This window comes from Pantoea sp. GW821-FHT03E06 (assembly GCF_059420725.1).
In genome coordinates this window covers 711750-732032 of the sequence record NZ_JBWKUG010000002.1, presented here as the reverse complement: position 1 = coordinate 732032, position 20283 = coordinate 711750, and the positions used below count along the sequence as shown (strand labels likewise).

At 53.9% G+C, this 20283-nt stretch carries 21 protein-coding genes; 16 read left to right on the top strand and 5 right to left on the bottom strand.

All coding sequences use genetic code 11. The features are described from left to right. The first annotated feature begins 480 nt into the window (after positions 1-480). The 4 genes from AC07WB_RS22915 (at position 481) to AC07WB_RS22900 (ending at position 5331) form a co-directional block, all read left to right on the top strand. Positions 481-1857 (top strand): aldehyde dehydrogenase family protein, encoded by a 1377-nt coding sequence (locus AC07WB_RS22915; protein ID WP_097098218.1) that lies wholly within the window; start codon positions 481-483, stop codon positions 1855-1857. Between the two features lie 192 nt (positions 1858-2049). Further along, positions 2050-3324, top strand: coding sequence for a nucleoside permease (locus AC07WB_RS22910; protein WP_494941439.1), 1275 nt, complete (start codon positions 2050-2052; stop codon positions 3322-3324). Positions 3325-3347: 23 nt separating this feature from the next. After that, positions 3348-4364: an ADP-ribosylglycohydrolase family protein gene (locus tag AC07WB_RS22905; RefSeq protein WP_345830828.1), complete on the top strand. Its 1017-nt coding sequence runs from the start codon at positions 3348-3350 to the stop codon at positions 4362-4364. After that, entirely contained in the window at positions 4351-5331 is a 981-nt protein-coding gene (locus AC07WB_RS22900; RefSeq protein ID WP_345830315.1) for a PfkB family carbohydrate kinase, read from the top strand. Before AC07WB_RS22905 ends, AC07WB_RS22900 begins: the two co-directional genes overlap by 14 nt. On the opposite strand, the gene AC07WB_RS22895 is transcribed toward AC07WB_RS22900, so the two are convergent. The 4 genes from AC07WB_RS22895 to AC07WB_RS22880 form a co-directional block, all read right to left on the bottom strand. Beyond that, positions 5318-6058: a GntR family transcriptional regulator gene (locus AC07WB_RS22895; RefSeq protein ID WP_494941438.1), complete on the bottom strand. Its 741-nt coding sequence runs from the start codon at positions 6056-6058 to the stop codon at positions 5318-5320. The two genes, AC07WB_RS22900 and AC07WB_RS22895, sit on opposite strands and share 14 nt — an antisense overlap. A gap of 151 nt (positions 6059-6209) precedes the next feature. Continuing rightward, positions 6210-6395 carry a tautomerase family protein gene (locus AC07WB_RS22890; RefSeq protein ID WP_007886101.1) on the bottom strand — a complete coding sequence of 62 codons (186 nt, stop codon included), beginning with the start codon at positions 6393-6395 and terminating at the stop codon, positions 6210-6212. 69 nt (positions 6396-6464) lie between these two features. Further along, complete coding sequence (locus AC07WB_RS22885) at positions 6465-6986, bottom strand: GNAT family N-acetyltransferase (protein ID WP_097098213.1); 522 nt, start codon at positions 6984-6986, stop codon at positions 6465-6467. A 139-nt stretch (positions 6987-7125) separates the two neighbouring features. Continuing rightward, on the bottom strand, positions 7126-7674 hold the full coding sequence (locus AC07WB_RS22880) for a helix-turn-helix domain-containing protein (protein ID WP_097098212.1): 549 nt from the start codon (positions 7672-7674) through the stop codon (positions 7126-7128). 102 nt (positions 7675-7776) lie between these two features. Here AC07WB_RS22880 and AC07WB_RS22875 point away from each other — a divergent pair, with 102 nt between their 5' ends. The 12 genes from AC07WB_RS22875 (at position 7777) to AC07WB_RS22820 (ending at position 18710) form a co-directional block, all read left to right on the top strand. Next, on the top strand, positions 7777-8451 hold the full coding sequence (locus tag AC07WB_RS22875) for an AzlC family ABC transporter permease (protein WP_494941437.1): 675 nt from the start codon (positions 7777-7779) through the stop codon (positions 8449-8451). After that, positions 8441-8761, top strand: a complete 321-nt coding sequence (locus AC07WB_RS22870) for an AzlD domain-containing protein (RefSeq protein WP_494941436.1) — start codon at positions 8441-8443, stop codon at positions 8759-8761. Before AC07WB_RS22875 ends, AC07WB_RS22870 begins: the two co-directional genes overlap by 11 nt. A gap of 50 nt (positions 8762-8811) precedes the next feature. Next, positions 8812-9282 (top strand): GNAT family N-acetyltransferase, encoded by a 471-nt coding sequence (locus AC07WB_RS22865; RefSeq protein ID WP_494941435.1) that lies wholly within the window; start codon positions 8812-8814, stop codon positions 9280-9282. A 43-nt stretch (positions 9283-9325) separates the two neighbouring features. Next, positions 9326-10294: a magnesium/cobalt transporter CorA gene (gene corA / locus AC07WB_RS22860; protein ID WP_494941434.1), complete on the top strand. Its 969-nt coding sequence runs from the start codon at positions 9326-9328 to the stop codon at positions 10292-10294. Between the two features lie 328 nt (positions 10295-10622). Continuing rightward, positions 10623-12047, top strand: coding sequence for an amidase (locus AC07WB_RS22855; protein ID WP_494941433.1), 1425 nt, complete (start codon positions 10623-10625; stop codon positions 12045-12047). Between the two features lie 90 nt (positions 12048-12137). After that, a complete protein-coding gene (locus AC07WB_RS22850) occupies positions 12138-12935 on the top strand; it encodes a DeoR/GlpR family DNA-binding transcription regulator (protein ID WP_097098206.1) in 798 nt (265 codons plus the stop codon). Continuing rightward, a complete protein-coding gene (locus AC07WB_RS22845; protein WP_494941432.1) occupies positions 12874-14145 on the top strand; it encodes a Zn-dependent hydrolase in 1272 nt (423 codons plus the stop codon). The genes AC07WB_RS22850 and AC07WB_RS22845 overlap by 62 nt, the downstream gene beginning before the upstream one ends. Beyond that, entirely contained in the window at positions 14142-15074 is a 933-nt protein-coding gene (locus AC07WB_RS22840; protein WP_494941431.1) for a phosphotransferase, read from the top strand. Before AC07WB_RS22845 ends, AC07WB_RS22840 begins: the two co-directional genes overlap by 4 nt. Further along, positions 15071-16012 (top strand): choline kinase family protein, encoded by a 942-nt coding sequence (locus tag AC07WB_RS22835; protein WP_320204530.1) that lies wholly within the window; start codon positions 15071-15073, stop codon positions 16010-16012. Before AC07WB_RS22840 ends, AC07WB_RS22835 begins: the two co-directional genes overlap by 4 nt. Positions 16013-16159: 147 nt before the next feature. After that, a complete protein-coding gene (locus tag AC07WB_RS22830; RefSeq protein ID WP_097098203.1) occupies positions 16160-16429 on the top strand; it encodes a hypothetical protein in 270 nt (89 codons plus the stop codon). Next, on the top strand, positions 16426-17952 hold the full coding sequence (locus AC07WB_RS22825; protein WP_097098202.1) for a sodium:solute symporter family protein: 1527 nt from the start codon (positions 16426-16428) through the stop codon (positions 17950-17952). Before AC07WB_RS22830 ends, AC07WB_RS22825 begins: the two co-directional genes overlap by 4 nt. A gap of 62 nt (positions 17953-18014) precedes the next feature. Beyond that, complete coding sequence (locus tag AC07WB_RS22820; protein ID WP_345830328.1) at positions 18015-18710, top strand: DJ-1/PfpI family protein; 696 nt, start codon at positions 18015-18017, stop codon at positions 18708-18710. Here the strand turns inward: AC07WB_RS22820 and AC07WB_RS22815 are convergent. Next, the gene (locus AC07WB_RS22815) at positions 18700-20283 is read right to left on the bottom strand and encodes a cyclic peptide export ABC transporter (protein WP_494941430.1); all 1584 of its coding nucleotides are present in this window, start codon (positions 20281-20283) and stop codon (positions 18700-18702) included. The genes AC07WB_RS22820 and AC07WB_RS22815 overlap by 11 nt on opposite strands.

Below are 20283 nucleotides of genomic sequence, written 5' to 3'. Positions count from 1 at the left end.
AGCCTGAGATCTTCATTCTGTGGATGAAAAGGGTCGTTTTCTGATTACAGTGAACATTAACACTGTTTATAGTGAACATTCTACTCTCTATAGTGAATAAACTACTGACTACAGTGGATGCTTTACTCATTATAGTGAACGCGATCACCTTCTGAGGCCTTGTCTGGTGCGGGCTGCGACGATTGGGGATCTCTTAGGATCTCTTTTAGATCTCTATATGATCTTTCTTTAAGATCTATTCACTGTATAACTGAATAAGTTCAAGTCTGCAGCGGCTTTGGCGCGGCAATAACGGTAAAACAGCGTCATCGCTATAACATCTCATCCGATCCCTTAAAAACATCAGTTGTGTGCGATAAAGATCCTGAAGCTTCTCATTAAATGAACAACTTCCTCATTATTATTCATTTTTAAGAAACCTGTGCCCGGCGTAAGGTGGACGGCATTGAACATCACTTCACTATGACGAGGACATCTTTCATGACTGACAACGTTATCTCACGCAATCCCACTAACGGCGAAATCCTCGCAACCTATACACTGCAAAGCCCTGCTGAACTTGAGGCTTCACTGCAACAAAGCGCAGATGCATTTGCTGAATGGCGTTATACCGCCATGCCGCAGCGTGTGAAAGTGTTGCGTCAGCTCGCTGAACAGATCCGCCAGCGCCAGGATGAGCTGGCGAAAATGGCCACGTTAGAGATGGGTAAACCCATTGCTCAGGCGCGGGCAGAAGTACTGAAATGTGCCAACCTTTGTGACTGGTACGCCGAACACGGCCCAGCGATCCTTGCAGATAAACCCACACTGGTAGAAAACCAGCAGGCATGGCAATCGTTTCGGCCTCTCGGCGCGATCCTCGCGGTTATGCCATGGAATTTCCCATACTGGCAGGTTCTGCGCGGTGCAGTCAGCATGCTGCTGGCAGGTAACACCTATGTATTGAAACATGCTCCAAGTGTGATGGGCTCTGCCAACTTAATGTCATCATTGTTTGATGCCACCGACCTGCCTAAAGGCGGTTTTACCGTGATTAACGTCGATAACGAAGGCGTATCCGCGGCCATTAAAGATCCACGTATCGCTGCCGTCGCGGTTACAGGCAGCGTGCGTGCTGGCGGAGCTATTGCGGCACAAGCCGGTGCGGTACTGAAGAAAACCGTATTAGAACTCGGTGGGGCAGATCCATTTATCGTGCTTGCGGATGCCGACTTGGACGCAGCAGTGGCCTCAGCGGTCACAGGACGCTACCAGAACACCGGACAGGTGTGCATGGCGGCCAAGCGCTTCATTATTGAAGAGAGCGTTGCAGAAGCGTTTGAGGCGCGTTTTAGCGCTGCGGTGCAGGCACTCAAGATCGGCGATCCTTTAGACGAAGAAACCTACATCGGCCCGATGGCGCGTTACGATCTGCGTGATGAATTGGATCATCAGGTTCAGCAAACCCTTCAGGAAGGTGCTCGTTTGGTCTTAGGCGGTCATAAAATTGAAGGCGCAGGTAACTATTATGCGCCGACGATCCTCGCGGATGTCACTCCTGCAATGACCGCGTTTCAGCAAGAAATTTTTGGACCGGTTGCAGCCATAACGGTGGCTCGCGATGCACAACACGCTCTGGAGCTCGCCAATAACAGCGAATTTGGTCTGAGCGCTACCGTGTGGAGTAGCAATGAAACCGTTGCTAATGAGCTGGCAGAAAAGCTGGAAACCGGGGCCGTATTCATCAACGGTAACGGCGCATCCGATCCACGAGTGGCTATTGGTGGAGTGAAGAAAAGTGGTTACGGCCGTGAACTCTCCAGTTTTGGCGTACACGAGTTCTGTAACATTCAGACAGTGTGGAAAAATCGCCGCTAAGCCTTCAAGGGCGCGGCTATCGCGCCCTGACTTTCTCATTTACCACCTTCTCCTCAACGCTTATTTCCTGCTCAACGCGGTTGCCCACTGGTTAAAAATCTTGTGGGCGAGTTCAAAAAATCCACCAATGGTATTATAAAGGTATTATTTGTGGTGCTAGATTGGCCTCACCTACACCGGGGAGTCCTATTTATGAAAACAACAATCCCAAAACTGTCGTTCATGATGTTCTTAGAGTGGTTTATCTGGGGCGCATGGTTTGTACCGCTCTGGGCATTTCTCAGTAAAAACGGCTTTTCGCCGATTGAGATTGCCTGGTGCTACGCCTGTACCTCAATAGCGGCCATATTGTCTCCGATCCTGGTGGGATCGCTGGCCGATCGTTTTTTCCAGGCACAAAAAGTGTTGTCGCTTCTCACCATCGTTGGCGCAATTCTGATGTTCTTTGCTGCCCAGCAAACGCATTTTAGCGGCTTCTTCCCGCTGCTATTGCTCTATTCACTGACTTATATGCCAACCATTGCGTTGACCAACAGCATCGCATTTTCACACGTTGCGGATGTGGAACGAGATTATCCACGCATTCGCGTAATGGGAACCCTTGGCTGGATCGCATCGGGTATTGTCTGCGGCTTTCTGCCGCCACTGCTGGGATATGGCGACATCTCGGCAAGTAACGTGCCGTTACTGATCACCGCTGCAAGCTCGCTGATATTGGGCATATTTGCATTAACATTGCCGGCAACTGAACCCAAAAGCACCGGCAAATTCAGTGTTCGCGTTGCGCTCGGTCTCGATGCACTGCATTTATTAAAAGATCGGAGTTTCCTCGTCTTCTTTGTCTGTTCGTTCCTGTTCAGTATGCCCTTAGCGTTCTATTACATCTTTGCTGAAGGTTATTTAACGGAGGTCGGTTTGCCGCATGCAACCGGCTGGATGACGCTGGGTCAAATATCAGAAATTTTCTTCCTGCTGGCGTTGCCATTCTTCATCAAGCGCTTTGGTATCGGCAAAGTGCTGCTCCTGGGGTTAACCACCGCCGCGTTGCGCTATGTGTTCTTCGTGTTCGGCGGCGATCAAAACATGCTGACTTACGGTCTGCTCTTTATGGGCATTCTGCTGCACGGTGTTAGCTACGATTTCTACTTCATCACCGCCTACATCTATGTGGATAAGAAAGCACCGGTTGCGATGCGTAATGCCGCGCAGGGTCTTATCACGCTTGCCTGTCAGGGCATCGGCAGCCTGTTGGGTTACCGTCTTGGCGGGTATCTAATGCAGGAAATGTTTGCCTATGACACACCGCGCAACGGGCAAACCTTTAACTGGGCCGGCATGTGGATGTTCGGTAGCGTGATGATCGTAATCATCACCATCGCCTTTATTGTTCTGTTCCGCGACGGCAAAAAGCGCAGCGATGAACTTACCGCATTTAATAACTCAGCAACGGCTGAAAGCCATAAATAAGAGATTTCACCATGACGATGACACTGCAAGAAAAAAGGATTTTAGGCGCGTTTTACGGCCAGGCACTGGGGGACGCAATGGGCATGCCATCAGAGTTGTGGCCGCGATCACGCGTAAAGCAACACTTCGGCTGGATCGACCGGTTTCTGCCCGGGCCGGCTGAAAATAATGCCGCCTGCTATTTTGGCCGTGCCTCTTTTACTGATGATACGTCGATGGCGCTGGCATTGGCCGATGCCATCGTAACTCACGAGGGCGAGATCAATGCGGAAACCATTGGAGCGAATATTTTGCAGTGGGCGGAGGCGTTTGATGCGTTCAATAAGAACGTACTGGGGCCCACCTCCAAAATGGCGCTTAACGCGATGAAAGCTGGCACTCCAGTATCCCAGCTTGAAAACAACGGTATGACAAACGGTGCAGCGATGCGCGTTTCTCCGCTCGGTTGTCTGCTACCTGCACATGATCTTTCAGCCTTTATTGATGCCGTCGCGCTGGCGTCGAGTCCAACGCATAAATCTGACGTAGCCATTTCCGGTGCAACAGTCATTGCCTGGGCGGTGTCCCGTGCCATTGACGGTGCGGGCTGGACATCCATTCGTGATGAGCTTCCCGCTATCGCACGTGCAGCGCAGGAAAAGCGGGTGACCACCTTTAGCGCTTCCATGGCGGCACGTTTGGAGCTGGCATTGGATGTGGTGAAGCAGGGCAGGGGTGTGGAATCGACCATGCAGCAAATTTACGATCTGGTTGGCACTGGAACCAGCACCATTGAATCAGTGCCAGCAGCCATTGCCATGGTGGAACTGGCTGAGACCGATCCTAATCGTTGCGCGATCCTGTGTGCCAATCTCGGTGGTGATACCGACACCATCGGCGCGATGGCGGTCGCCATTTGTGGTGCGCTGAATGGCATCGATAGCATTGATAGCGAATTGAAAGCCGAGTTGGACGCTGCCAACGCACTGGATTTCACCCGCTATAGCGCCGCTTTCACCCGTTTCCGTCAGCAGCGGGAGGCCGCCTATGCTAACGCCTGACGATCTGGCGCGACTCGAAGGCCGTCTGCCGGTATGCGTGGTAGGTGCAGCGGTGGTTGATGTGATTGCAGATGCTTACTCATTGCCCCATCGAGGCAGCGATATTGAACTTCAGCAGCAGGGCGTCAATGTAGGCGGATGCGCGCTGAATGTGGCGATTACGCTGCATCGCCTGGGGATTCCATCGATCAACGCGCTGCCGCTGGGCACTGGCACTTGGGCCAGCATTATTCGTCAGAAACTAGCGGAATACGGTATTCACAGCGTGCTGGAAACGGCGAAAGGCGATAACGGTTGGTGCCTGGCGCTGGTTGAACCCGATGGTGAACGCACCTTTCTGTCGGTGAGCGGCGTGGAAAATCTGTGGGATGCAACGTTGCTTAGCACACTCCCGCAGCCGATCAATCGCTGGATCTATCTCTCCGGCTACCAGCTGACCAGCAAAAGCGGTGATGTATTGATTGATTGGCTGCAGCAGCAAAGCCGACCTTATCAGCTGCTGGTGGATTTCGGCCCACGTCTGGCGGATATCGGCGATACACAGTTCGAGCAGATTATGGCATGCCATCCACTGATTACAGTGAACAGACAGGAGGCGGAACTGCTGTGGTATGAGCGTCTCGGTCAGCCTGAACCTTTTGATGCTCGGCAGTTGATGACGTGCTGGCAGCAACGTTTTGCTGGTGCAATGGTGGTGCGATTGGACAGCGAAGGTGCCGGTTTCGTTAACGCAGATACGCAAGGTTGGATCCCGGCGCTGGCTACCAACGTTGTGGATACCATCGGCGCAGGCGACAGCCACGCTGGTGGCTTATTGGCGGGACTGGCATCAGGTTGGTCACTGGCGGAAAGCGTTGCGCTGGGCAACGTGGTGGCGTCTTACGTGGTATCGCAGCGTGGCGGCGATTGTGCGCCCGATCGCGCCACCTTAAGCGCCTATTGGCAACAGCGTTTTACTCAGCAATAAACACGTACATATCGCTGCGGCAGTAGCTGATGCTGTACTCCAGCGGATTGCCCTGTGCGTCCATTGCCAGTTGCTTAATCACCAGAACAGGCACATTGGCGGGCAGGGCTATTTGCTGCTGGAGCGCCTCGTCCGGCATGCGAGCGCTTACTCGACTTTGCGATTTCACCGGCAGAATTTGCTGCTGGTGGAAGTAATCATAAAGCGAAATACCAATCGCATCCGCGTCGGCTATATAGCGCGCCGGTACCCAGGATTCCTCAACCGATACCGCTTGTGCGTCGACATAACGAATACGCTTGAGCAGATAGACATCGCTACCAATACTCAGTCCCAGCTTCTCAGCAATCTCAGCGCTACAGTGAATTTTGCTTTTGTTGATCCACACCGTATCAGGTTTTTTGCCGCGCAAAACCGCCTGCTGTGACAAACCCTTTGGCTCTTTCAGCGAATATTCGAATTGGCTGGAAATCTGCGTACCATAGCCGCGTGAGCGCAGCACCACGCCCTCTTTTTCCAGGGAATCCATGGCTTTACGCACGGTGATACGTGAGATGTTCAGCAGTTGGCTAAATTCGCGTTCGCTTGGCAGGATCTCCTCATGCACTAACATTCCCTCACGCACCGCATCTTTAATTGCGGTGGCGAAGCGTTTGTACAGCGGGGTACGGCTTTCATCGGCAAGGATTGAAGTCAGCCGCGAAAATAGTGCAGTTTGATTGGTCATAGCAAAATAGATCACTCATTCCAGTAAGCGGCAGAACGCTATGATACTGACTTTTCGGCGCGTGCGAAGCACTCGATTAGCATGGATATCACTAATAAATGCTTTAAAAACAATAAAAGCCCCAGCGGGGCTTTTCACACTTTAACTACTTTCACCGCTCGTCAAATGGCACGCCGCCTTTTGATTTATGGTGTTTTGGCGTTTCGATGATGGAAACCGTCACCGAATTGGCATCGATCTCAAACGAATCCGCCACCGCCGCGGTGACCGCTCGCAATAATTTCTTCTTCTGCTCAACCGTACGACCTTCCGCCGCATACACAACGATTTCGGGCATATCTGCATCTCCTTAATGGTGGAGGTTCAGCATACCTCAGCGCAGGCCTGTCGTGCAGGGGCATCGCGATTAACGTTCAGGCGGTTGGCTGTCTCCGAGACCAAGTGAACGCTGCATCACCACGGTGTCGAGCCAGCGGCCATGCTTGAAACCGACCGACTTCATTATGCCAGTGTGCTCAAACCCGAGAGCGCGATGTAATCCCAGCGAGCCCTCATTGGCGCTATCGCCAATAATCGCGATGATCTGACGAAACCCCGCCGCTTCAGCCAGTGCGATGGCTTTTTGCAGCAGCGCACGTCCAATGCCTTTACCGGTTTGCTCCGTATCGAGATAAATCGAATCCTCCAGCGTAAATCGATAGGCATAGCGCGGGCGATACGGTGCCAGATAGCAGTAACCCAGCACGCGATCATTTTCCTGCGCCACCAGCCAAAACCCGCCGCGCTGCTGCACATCCAGCACGCGATTTTGCATTTCGCTTTCAGAGGGCGGCTCGGTTTCAAAGGTCGCAGTACCGTGTATTACGTGCCAGGCGTAGATTTTCTGAATGGCAGCAGCGTGATGAGGTCGAGCGGGAATGATGTCCATATGTTCCTGATTCTCAGCGTAGAAAATCACAGCATGCCATCAGGCCGCACGCTAATCACCGGATTTAACAATAGGAAATTGTGATGGATTGATATTTCCGGGTGCGCATCAATGCGCACCTTACGATAGAGGGCCGCCCTTAATTCTGCTCCGACAATTGTACAGCCATTGTGTCCGCTTCTAATGCTTCGAATACATGCGGTTCGTCAGCGGGGTAGCAGATGTAGTCGCCGGGATGCAGTTCGACAGGTTCATCGCTGGGGCCCACCAGCGCCCGGCCGCGCGCAATAATGATATGTTCTACCGATCCCGGAGGATGAGGTTTTGAGGCGCGCGGTGCGCCAGGCTGGCTGGTAATCAGATAAAGATCGCGCCGTCCGCCGGGCGGACAGCTTGCCAGCAATGCAGCCTGATAATCCGCCATCTCTGCTGATACCACCATCCCTTCGCCCCGGCGAATCACCTGCAAGCGCTTAACTTCAGGCTCCATTAGCCGTGCAAAAGGTATGTTCAACGCCACGCACAGTGCCCATAGCGTTTCGAGACTGGGATTCCCATTGCCCGCCTCAAGCTGTGAAAGCGTTGACTTAGCGATCCCCGCTCGGCGTGCTACTTCGGTTATCGATAGCCCCGCGCGCTGGCGTTCGCGTAATAATCCAACAGCAATAATGTCAATTGGCGTGGTCAAACCTGCTCCTGTTCTTTATATCGAACAATTTGTTCATCTTGTAAAACACTCGTGGTGCGTTCATTATAACGTCTTTCTTGTTCGATATGAGATGAAATTGTGATGCGTCTGGGTGCAGTGCCGCTTGATCGCGGTGTAATCAAAGCAATTATTCTGGTTTGTCTGGCCGATGGCATTGTCGGGCTCTCTTATGGTTCACTGGCGGCCGCTGAAGGCTTTCCGCTATGGGTACCCATTGCACTCTCAACCTTAGTGCTAGCGGGCGCGTCGGAATTTCTGTTTATCGGTATTGTCGCGGGCGGTGGTAGTCCACTGACGGCAGCCGCAGCGGGTTTACTGGTCAACGCCCGTCATCTGCCATTCGGTATCGCGGTAAAGGATTTAGTCGGCAAGGGCAGTCGCAGCCTGCTGGGCTGCCACATCATGAATGATGAAAGCGTCGTGTTTGGGATCTCCCAACCAAAGCTGGCTCAGCGTTGTGCGGCGTACTGGATTTGTGGATTAGGGATCTTCACTATCTGGCCGTTGACGGTCATCGGCGGTGCAGTGATCGGGCGCTTTATTCCTGATGTCTCGGCGATTGGTCTTGATGCGGTATTTCCAGCGATTTTGATCGCCCTGATTTTCCCGGCGTTGCGTCAGCGTCGCACGCTGATCCCAGCAACCCTTGGCACCGCATTATCCGTATTGGCAACGCCGTTTGTTCCAGCTGGCATGCCGGTGCTGTTTTCACTGCTGGGCTTACTCAGCTGGCGGGAGCGTAAAAATGCAAAATAATCTGATCGTTGCTGGCATAGCGCTGCTGGCGGTAGGAACGTATGCCATCCGCTTTGCCGGTTATCGCCTGGGAAGCCGCATGCAGATGTCCGATCGCGCGCGCAATATGCTTTCGGACGCGGCCACGATTTTGCTGCTGGCGGTGGCGGTGACGACGGCGCTATTTGAAGGTACCCACTTCGCCGGCGTGGCGCGCATCTCAGGCGTATTGTTTGCGGTATTTCTCGCCTGGCGCCGCACACCATTGATTCTGGTGATCATTGGCGCGGCGTTGATGACCGCCTTGCTGCGTTATTTAGGCGTCCCCTGATAATTTTGCTACTGTGAAGCATCACAGATTAATAGCCATCAGGAGGAGCAATGAAACCGCGTTTAGCCCGCTGCGATGAAACCGCCGCGCTGTGGCGCATTCGTAATCTCGCCATTCGCCACGGTTGCCAAACGGTTTATCCGGCTGACGTTATCGCGGCATGGACGCCCGATACGTTACCCCTCGGCTATTTCGAGGCGGTGAAAAGCAATCCGTTTTACGTTATCGATGATCCGGAACACGGCGTGGCTGCGACCGGTTTTCTCGATCTCCACAGCGGCAGCGTTGAAGCCATATTTACGCTGCCCGCCTGCAACGGCAAAGGTTACGCTAGCGCTATCATGCAGGCGATTATCGATGAAGCGAAAAAGCGCGGCTTCTCCCAACTGACGCTGGCCGCCACCCCTAATGCCAGTAGTTTCTATCAGCGCCACGGTTTTAGCGTGGTGCGCCAAGCGCTTTATCCCTCGGCGCTGGCCCAGGCTGACCTCGCCTGCGTTGAAATGGTTCGCGATCTTTAAGGCTATTATGATTCAAGGTGCAAACAACAAGGACCGGCCAAATATGGTAATCAACTGCGTCGCCTATCGTCACGGCAAGCGCGAAGAGCATGTCGATGTCGCCGACATTAGCGAAGTGCTCAAAGAGGAGAACTCCTTCGTCTGGATGGGGTTATATCAGCCCGACCCGGCCTTTATGCAGACGCTGCAACAGGAATTCAGCCTGCATGAATTGGCGATCGAAGATGCGCTGGTGGCACATCAGCGACCCAAGATTGAACAGTATGGCGATTCCGTGTTCATCGTGGTGAAAACTGCACATATGGACGATCTACAACGCATCAGCTTTGGCGAAACCCACTTCTTCTTAGGTAAAAACTTCCTGATCACCGTGCGTCATGGTTCATCAGAGGGCTATGCGGAAATTCGCAGCAAAGCAGAGAAAAATCACGCGATGTTGTGTGGCGGACCGGGCTATGCGCTCTACTGTATTCTTGATTTCATTGTCGATAATTACAGCAAAATCACCGCATCACTGAATGAGCGCATTGGTGGACTTGAAGAGGGGATGTTTACTACCCGCTTCGACAGCGATGCGCTACAAAATGTATATCATCTGCGGCGTGAACTGCTGGCGCTGCGTAACGCGGCGCTGCCGGTGACAGAAATCTGCCAGCAGCTGGTGCGCTTCCATGAAGATATCATTCCGAAAAATCTGCGCGCCTATCTACGTGATGTGCAGGATCATGCGCATCACGTAATGATCGATGCCGAAGACATGCGTGAGATGCTCACCAGCGCCATGCAGGTGAATCTGGCGCTGGTATCTGTGCAGCAAAGTGAAGTGAATAAAAAACTTGCCGGCTGGGGTGCAATTCTGATCGTACCGACAATTATCTTCAGCATGTATGGCATGAACTTCCCCGATATGCCCGAATTGCATACCCACTTTGGCTATCCGGCGGTGGTGGGCGTAACGGTAGTGATTTGTTGTGTGATGTGGTGGCGGCTGAAAAAAGCGAGTTGGCTGTAACGCATCAGACGCTTTTTTATTCAGACTTTTTTATTATCACAGCGGTCTGCAATGGACCGCTCAGGATGTGTTCCGCTGCTTGCCACGCAAAATAACGTCACCGCTGCGCAAAGCGAAAAACTGAGGGCGGATACGGCTTTAAAAAATGACTCTTCATTTTTTCGTCACCTTGCTGTCATTTTTACCGGTTTTTAGCCATCGGCTTTTCCTATTACTGCATCCTGACAAAAACAACATATCCCACATTAGTCACACTGTATGGGCTTGATTCGCACATCAACACTTGCCACTATCGTCTCATTATTGAGGCGAAAGGCAGGGCGTTAAAATGGCGGTTGAACGTAATTTATCGCAGAGTGTGCCCGATGTTCTTGGCGCATCGCAGCAAATGCACGCGGGTGAGCTGAGCAGTGAGGCATTGGTTGCGCGCTGTCTGGAAAACATAAAAACCCACAATCCCACATTGAATGCGTTTGGCGATGTTTACGCTGAGCAAGCGCTTGAAGACGCGCATCAATGTGACCTGGAGCGTCAGCAGGGCGTGCTGCGTGGTCCTTTACATGGCATCCCTTTTGGCATCAAAGATCTGTTCTCAACAGCTGGCCTGCGCACGACCAAGGGCTCGCTGACCTCACTTGATAATGTTCCCGACAGTGACGCGCCAATCATTGCGCGTCTCAAGCAAGCGGGAGCCATCCTTATTGGCAAAACCGCGACCACCGAATTTGGCTGGACGGGGTCGAGCTATTCACGGGTTTTTGGCCACGGTCGTAATCCCTGGGATCCCCGGCTTACCAGCGGCGGCTCCAGCTCGGGTTCGGCAATCAGCGTGGCGGCACGCATGGTGCCTGCGGCACTCGGTTCGGATGGCGGGGGATCGGTCCGAATTCCCGGGGCCTTTTGCGGCATCTTTGCACTTAAAGCGTCGCTGGGGCGCATTCCCACCTGGCCATGGTCCGCCACTGAAATGCTCAGCCATGCCGGGCCGATGACGCGTACGGTACGCGATAGCGCACTGCTGTTTGATCTGCTCTCCGGTCCGGATGCACGCGACCATCAGGCGCTGCCCGCTAAAACCGAATCCTGGCTGGAGCGCTGTGATGCGCCGTTAGCCCCACTGCGGGTGCGCTACAGCCCAACGCTGTTTAATACGCCGGTGGACGATCATATTGCTGCCTGTGTTGAGCAGGCCGTTGAACATATTGCGCATGCCTTACCGGTCACGCTGACCGCCCGTTCGCTGGCGTGGTCAACGCCATTCGATACCTTTGATACGTTGTGGAGCGGCGGCCGGGGTGTTGCTTACGGTTCAGCCTTAAAACAGCAGCTAGACAAACTCGATCCCGGCTTTGCTGCATTAATAGAACGCGCGCAGCATCTCGATCTGGCTGATTATCTTGCGGCACAAAAACAGCGCGCGGCCTTCGCCAATCAGGTACATGCGCTGTTCGATGAGGTGGATTTGCTGATTACGCCTACGTTGCCGATTCTGCCTTTTGCTGCCGATCGCCACGTGCCGGAAACGCAACCTGCGGGTGAGAGCGGCGTGGAGTGGGCGCGCTGGACGCCCTTTACCTGGCCGTTCAATTTGAGTGGTAATCCCGCCGCCACCCTACCCTGCGGATTTACCCCTGAAGGTCTACCGGTGGGATTGCAGGTTGTTGGCCGGCGTTACGCCGAAGCGGATGTCCTGCAGTTCTGCGCGGCGCTGGAAGCGTTGATGCCGTGGGACCAGCATTGCCCTGCGCTCTAACCGTCGCGAGCGGATTAATCGCGTGTTGGCAAAGCGGAGATCAACTTACAGGTATACTTGGTTTTTTCTCCGCAAAACATAAGGGTAAGCATGATCAATCAGCCGCGACTCGATGAAATTAAACGGATTTTAAGCCACGAAAAACGGGTGCGCGTGACCGAGCTGGCGCAAAAGTTTGTGGTCTCGGAAGAGACTATTCGACGTGATTTGAAGTTTCTTGAAGAGCAGGGCGTATTACGGCGAGTGCACGGTGGGGCCATTTTGCCGGTCTCCAGCGAGGAGCAGCCGCTGCAAATTCGCAGCCGTATCAAACCGCGGGCGAAAGTGCGGATTGGACAGTTAGCCAGCGATCTGGTGGAGGAGGGGATGGCGCTATTTCTTGATACGGGCACCTCAACCCTGGCGCTGGCACAGCAGTTAACGCGCTTTTCGCGTCTGAAAATTATTACTAATTCGATGGATATCGCCGCGTTGCTAACGCAACAAAGCGAGAACGCTGTGACGCTAACACCAGGGCGCGTTCGGCGAAATGATAACGCACTGATTGGCCCCCATACGCTGGAGTTTGCCCGGCAGTTTCACTACGACATCGCTTTCATGGGCATTGGCGCAGTGGATCGGGAAAACGGCTTTATGGACTACGAAGAGCCTGAGGCGTTGTTACGGCGCGTGCTGAGCACGCACTGCCGTCAGAGTGTGATTCTGGCGGATGAAGGCAAATTTGGACTGCGAACCTTTGTGAATACGCTGCCGTTTAGCGCGGTCGACACCTTAGTGACCAATGCGCCTCCTGCGGCAGCTTTTGTAGCGAGTCTGGAGAATGCACATGTCAACATCCTCCATCCCGGCACGGCCGCGGATGACATCACAAGACTATCAGGCGTTTGACGCGCTTTTCGCGCTGAGCAGCAGCATTGGTTCCACTGACGCGGGTGGTCTGCATCGTCTTACTGCTTCGGCTGCGGATAAACAGATGCGCGATGCCTTTTGCCTCTGGCTGAAGCAGCAGGGATTTTCGGTTCATGTCGACGAAATTGGCAATATTTTTGGCTTAATGACGCTGGTCGAAGGAGCGCCGTGGATCCTGTGCGGCTCACATCTTGACAGTCAACCGCAGGGCGGACGATTCGATGGCGCATACGGCGTAACCGGCGCAGCAGCCACTATCGCGGCGCTGGTGCGTCAGTTAAGCGAAAAACCAGCGCGTAATCTGGCGGTAGTAAACTGGACCAACGAAGAGGGCGCGCGATTTCAACCCAGCTTAACCGGGAGTGCTGTCTTTACTGGCGCACTGTCGCTTAAACACGCGCTGGCCTGTGAAGATGCTGAAGGTGTGACATTGCAAGCCGCACTGCGCAGCATTGGCTATGACGGTAACGCATTGCCCCCGCTGCCGTTAGCGGCCTACCTCGAGTTGCATGTTGAACAAGGTCCACATCTTGAGCAACAGCAAAAACAGATTGGGGTAGTAACGGAAACCTGGGCAGCACTGAAGTGGCAGGTGACCTTTTGCGGCGAACAAAATCACACCGGTCCGGCATTGATGTCGCGCCGACGCGATGCGCTGTTAGCTGCGGCACTGACCATTGTAGCGGTGCGCGCTGAAGCCGATCGCCACGGCGAGGTGCTACATACTTCGGTTGGCCGTCTGGAAACGGCGCCCAATTCACCTAATGTGGTGACCCGTGAAGCAACGCTGTTTATCGAATTTCGTTCTGCTGACGAAGCACTGCTGCAGCAACTACGTGACAGCTTCAGTCAGCAGATGCAATCCATTGCCCAGCAAACCGCGACGGATGTCAGCCTCGACCGCGCACAATTTCGTCCGCGTCAGCAGTTGGATAACAGCCTCAGTCAGCTGGCGCTGGCGCAGGCGGAAAAACTGGGATTCAGCGCCATGCCAATGCGCAGTGTCGCGGGGCATGATGCCATCAGCCTGAGCTATCACTGCCCCAGCGCGTTGCTGTTTGTTCCGAGCGTGAATGGGCTTTCGCATAACGAACGGGAATTTACCGCCGAGCAAGATCTGCATCGCGGATTAGATGTGCTGATGGCGATGCTCAGTGAACTCAGCTTAGCGCCGGAGGCCGCAGAATGATGAGACGTTTAGAGCAGGCGCTGGCGCGCTGGCAGCCTTCGCAACGCGTGGTGATAGCGCCGGGTACCGCAGGTGTGGCTTCGCCGCATCGCTTAGCAACGGAGTGGGCGGGATTTTATGTTACAGCGTCGGAGACACGCTATTACGCCAAAGTCCTGTTTGATGATCAAAAATCGCTGATCGACCTGCAGCGCACCACGGAAATTAGCCGCCAGGCGGGAGAACTGGGCATTGCGCCAGCACTCTGTCACGTTGACGCCGATTTAGGTGTGTTGATTTTTGCGGCGCTGGATGCCGATTATCGCTGGGCGAAGCTGGAGACCTTCCGCGATCCGCGTCACTTTAGCTCGCTCACTCGTACCCTGGATAAACTGCATCACGCCGGTTTACCACTGCCAAGCCAGCAGCGTCAGCAGGATATGTTGCAGCTGCGTCAGCACATTGCCCGGCAAAATGTGGTGTTACCGGACGAACTCCTTTGGCTCGGCGAGTGTGTTGATTTGGCCTGGCAGGCACTGAATGCTGTGCCGTATCAGCCCGTGCTGATTCACGGCGACAATATTGCCAGCAACTGGATGATCAACAGCAAAGGCAACTGGCAAATGCTGGATTTTGATTATGCTGCGCAGGGCGATGCCTGGCACGATATTGCTACTTTGATCCACGAACAGTTGCCCACTGACGATCGCTGGCGCGATGCGATTCGTGCCTGGCGTGGCGCCTGTAGCGAAGCGGATGTCGCGCGCTGCCGCCTATACGCGCTGGTTGATGATTATCACTGGACGCTGTGGGGCATGTTGAACGGCAGCATCAGTTCTCGTGGTCTTGAGTTTGCCAAGCTAGGGCAATGGATGCTGCTGCGCTGTCGACAAAGCGCCAGCGATCCTCGTTTTGAACGATGGTTAACCCTAACGGCGGAGGCAGCATGATGAGCAAACGTCCCGGAGAAGCACAAAACTGGCAGGAACAGCGCGTAGAGCAGGCAATTGCAGCCATGCCAGAATGGCAGGGCAGAGCGGTACATTATCGTCCGGTCAGCGGCGGGATTTCCAACGCAAACTGGCATGTCTCAGTCGACGGTGCGCCGTGCGCCTACTTTGTCAAAATTCCCGGCGAAGGCACCGAACGCTTTATTAACCGCGAAACCGCACATGAAGCGAGCCTGAAAGCCGCACAAACCGGTTACGGCGTGCCGGTGGTGGCCTTTCTACGCGAGTTAGGTGTTGAAGTCTTCGAATTTATTGATGGCTGGCGCGCTTCGTCTAATCTCGATTTTCAGCAGCCGGCCATTCGCCATCGCGCGCTGCATGGGCTGAAAAGCTTTAACGATCAGCCTTTGCTCAAGCAGAACAAAACGGTGTTCGACATGCTCAACGAACACATTGAACAAGTCAAAGCGCTCAATGTGGTCTTTACAGCAGAGGCGATATGGCTGCACAAACAAGCCGAGCGAGCACAACAGGCGTTAGAGGCCGCCGGTTTGGATTTAGTACCCTGCATGAACGATACGCTTGCCGGCAATTTCATGCTCAATGCGCAGCAGGATATTCGGCTGGTGGATTTCGAATATGCGTCAAATAACGATCGTTGCTATGAATTAGCATTGTGGTTTGGCGAAATGTTTTTCACACCGCAAATTGAACACGAATTACTGGAAGATTATTTTGGCAAAGTGGATAGCGCTTTATTTGCGCGCGTGCAGATCCATAAATATCTTGCCGATATGAAGTGGTCTACCTGGGCTATTATTCAGCATCATGTGGCAGATATTGATTTTGATTTTTCAAAATATGGTGCCTGGAAGAATTTACGCGCTCGCAGTGTATTACATCATCCCGACTGGGAGAATTGGCTGCGAGCGGTATAAAACGCCGGTCGCCACACTGGGTGTACATTCATAGGCACCTGCTATTCAATCTGTTTTAGCTTGAAGTGTTTTAAGTTCACCAGGAAGATGCTGTTTTCAGCAGGTAAGGGAGTGCGCAAACCGTCAATAAACGTTGAGGAGATCGCTATGAGTTCGATGGTCATCGGGCAACAACTGCGCGCCCGCATAAGTATTAAAAATAAAGTCTTTTCCATATATCTGCTTGCATTATTACTGTTAGCGCTTTGCCCACCACTTTATTTAAGTGTAAGTGGCAGCAGCGCTCTGTTTCTTGGGATTCCGCTACCGATTATTTACTGGCTGGCGATAGCCGTATTTTTAGGTATTGGTTTATGGGTAATGTATCTCGCGGAATGCGCATTTGGTGAAATTCCGGCCGATGAGGAAGTATCATGAAAATCAGTGCGGCAGAACCCCACTACGTCATTACTTTCGGCATGATTGGCCTATTTCTGGCCATCATGATCGCGGTGCTTTATGCCACCAATCGTAAAAGCACGTCATTTTCCGATTATGCCGTCGGCGGGCGCTCGTACGGGCCGTGGTATATCGCCATGAGCTATACCAACTCATGGTGGCCGGGCGCAACCTTTACCGCGTTCTTTGCCCTGTCGGTCAGTGGCGTGATCGGTTTTTACGGTGCGGTTTACTCCACGTTAGGCGTAACGGCGATGTATTTGATGGCGCGTCGCGCGTGGAAATGGGGGCAACACTTTAACCTGACCACGCAACCCGATCTGCTGGGCATGCGCTTCAACAGTCCGGCAGTGAAACGCGTGGCGTCAATCATCGGCATTATCTGCGTATTCCCGTGGGTGGTCATGGGGATTCAGGCTCTCGCGCTACTGGTTGAATTCGCCAGTTTTGGCCGCTGGGGCGTCACCACTTGCCTAATCGCAGGCGTATTGTTGATTCTGGTGCGGCAGTACTGGACGGTGAGCATGGGCATGCGTGGGCTGATCATGACCGATATGTATCAGGGCATTATCGCTTACGGGCTGGGCGCGTTGGTGTGTGTCATCCTGCTATTTAGCGGCGATCACGGTTTTGGTCAACTCGCCTCGCTGCCACCGGCAATGCTGCAAATTCCAGGTGCGGAAGGCTCGCATTACGGTCCGTGGTACATGTTCAGCCTGATCTTCACCGGCGTTATCGGATCGATGTGCTGGCCGATGAGCTTCCAGCGCATCTATACCGCCAGCGGTATTCGCGCAGTGAAGAAAGGTACGCTGCTGACTATTCTGCTGGTGGGCGGTTTCTACGCCATCCTGATGCTGTTTGCGACCGCGGTGAGCCAGGACGCTAACGTGCAGGCCAATCCACAAAACGGCTTCTTTACCGCGTTGTTCGATCAAGGCGGCCCGTGGCTGCTGGCAATCGCCCTGGTGATTGTGCTGGCGGCAAGCATTGGTCACGTGGATGGGTGTGTGCAGGTATGTGGCACGCAGTTCGCCAATGACCTCGCCACCTGGAATAAACCGCGAAGCGATCGTCAGTTAACGGTGCTGGCGAAATCAGGCATGGTGGTGTTTATTGTCGCCGCCGCGTTGCTGGCTTATTTCACCTTTAACTATTCGCGGTTGCAGCTGCTGGCGCAGATCTCGTATCAGGGCATTATTCAGCTGGCGGTACCGCTGTTCTTCGGCATCTTTAGTCGTTTTGGCAACAAGCAAGGCGCGCTGCTCGGCATGATGAGCGGCATCATTATCGCCATTGTGCTGACGGTATTCTATCCGGATGACATACCGGCTCTGGGTTCACTGACCAGCGGCATTGTCGGTCTGGCGGGTAACGTCGCGGTGTTTGTGATCTGCGGCCTGCTGATCCCGGTTGATGCTAAAGAGAAAGAGCGGGTGGCAGCACTGTTTGCACTGGCAGACGGTGTGAAACAGCCGCAGGCCAAACCCCTGCTGAATTAATCCATTGCGTTCCTTTGAAAAGCAAGGCCATGATAACGCTCTGATTGCTCATGGAGATTATCATGGCCGCTTCTTCGTCTATGACTATTGGTTTGCTGCTGTATCCCAACGTAACGCAACTCGATCTGACCGGTCCGTGGGAAGTCTTCGCCCGCATGCCGAACGTCACTAATTATCTGATTTGGAAAGATCGGCAGCCGGTGATGTCCGATCGTGGCCTGGCCATCGTGCCCACCGCCACGTTTGCTGACTGCCCCAAACTCGATCTGATCTGCATCCCCGGCGGTCCCGGGCAGATTGCGCTGATGGACGATGACGACACGCTGGAGTTCGTGCGCCGCATGGCGGAGAACGCACAGTGGGTAACGTCGGTGTGTACCGGTTCGCTGATTTTGGGTGCTGCAGGCTTATTGCAGGGATATCGCGCAACCTCGCATTGGGGTTCGCTCGATCAGCTTAGCCTGCTGGGCGCCACGCCGGTGTCAGAGCGCGTGGTACGTGACCGCAACCGTATCACGGGCGCAGGCGTTACATCGGGCATCGATTTCGCCTTAACGGTAGCGGAAGAGCTGTTTGGACGTGAGATTGCGGAAAATATCCAACTGCAAATGGAGTACGATCCGGCACCGCCCTTCCATTCTGGTTCTCCACGCAGTGCCTCACCGGCGCGCCTGGCAGAGGCGAAAGCGCAGATAGCAGAATTTATTGCCCGCCGTCGCGTGGCAACCGAGCAGGCCGCAGCGCGTCTTAAGCGCTGACTAACTGTCCCCATTCCAGCTTCAGGCAGCGGTCGGCAAGATGGAAGTAGCGGTCGTCATGTGTGATAACCAAGACGGTTTTTCCTCGCGCTTTCAGCGCCGGTAACAGCTGATGGTAAAACACCTCGCGGAACGCCGGATCCTGATCGGCTGCCCATTCATCAAATAGATAGAAAGGGCGATCTTCCAGCCATGCCACCAGCAGCGCCAGTCGTTTACGCTGTCCCGTGGAGAGCGCTAACGTGGAGAACGTTCCATTTTCAAGCGTCACTTTCTTCTCCAGCTGTAGCGATCGCAGCAATCTCTGCACATCGTTATCTAAGTGCGCGCTATCTATGCCTTGTAAATCGTCGAACAGGTGAAAATCATTGAATACCGTTGAAAATAGCTGGCGATACCCTGCGCGGTTCTTCTCATCGATCGCGACGTCGTCCAGCAACAAGGTACCGCTTTCGGCCTGATACAAACCGGTGATCAAGCGTGCTAACGTTGTTTTGCCGCTGCCATTGCCTCCGGTGAGATAGACCAGTTCGCCGGGCTGAAACTGTAGACTGATCGGACCGAGCTGGAAAACGTCATGCTGATAAGTCAGCGCACGCAGTTCCAGCCGCTGAAATGATTGTGGGGGCTTATCGAAGGCGGTGTGCTCCGGCGGCAGTTGCTGCTGCATTGCGGCGATACGTTTAAGCGCCACCTGCGTCAGGGTGAGGCCGGGCAGGGCGGAAAGCGCGTTTTCAATCGGCACGATCATGTATAGAAACACCATGGCAAAGCCGGACATCACGCTGCCCTGCAGATCCAGTACACGCGCAAGCAAAAACATCACAGCCCCGATAAACGCAAAGAAAAATACGCTGGCCCAGATATTCGCCAGCGCATAGAGCACGTAGCCACGCGTGCGTTCAACACGCACCTGTTCAATGGTGTGGAATAATTTATTATGCATGAAGGCGTGTTTGCGCGGAGCGTGCAAGCGTAGCTCTTTCGCGCCACTGAAAAGCGCACTGACTTCGCCCGTTAACGCCTCCTCGCGCTGGCGCGACTGACGCATCAGCTGCAGCGCGCGCCGATGGACGCTGCTGTAACCAAGTGAGCCAATCAAGATGGTGATGAGCGCAATCACCATCACAGTGAGCGATAAGTAACCGAGATAGGCTATGCAGCCGGTAATCACCGCCAGTGACATCACAAAGCTGGGCAGCGAGATAAAAAACACCACAACCTGATCGAGATCCTGCGTCAGAATACTGAGCGCACGCGGCATGCCGTGCTTTTCCAGATTGGCAAAGCCGGCGTCGGCCACCTGCTGTACCAGCTGGCGCCGCAATTCGGCCTTGCTGCGCTGGCCCATCGCCATAAATAGCGACTGACTCAGCGTTCGCGTGCCGAGCATCAACAGCGCCAGCAGAGCAAACTGCCATGCCAGCTGCAAACGTTGTGCATCGCTGGCGTTCAATCCCTGGTTAATTAACGCCAGTAGCGCGGCATTACTTAATCCACCCATCACGCTGCAACCCAGCGCAATAAAAAATAGCGCGCCGCTGGTGCGCAGTAACCGCCGATATATTGCCAC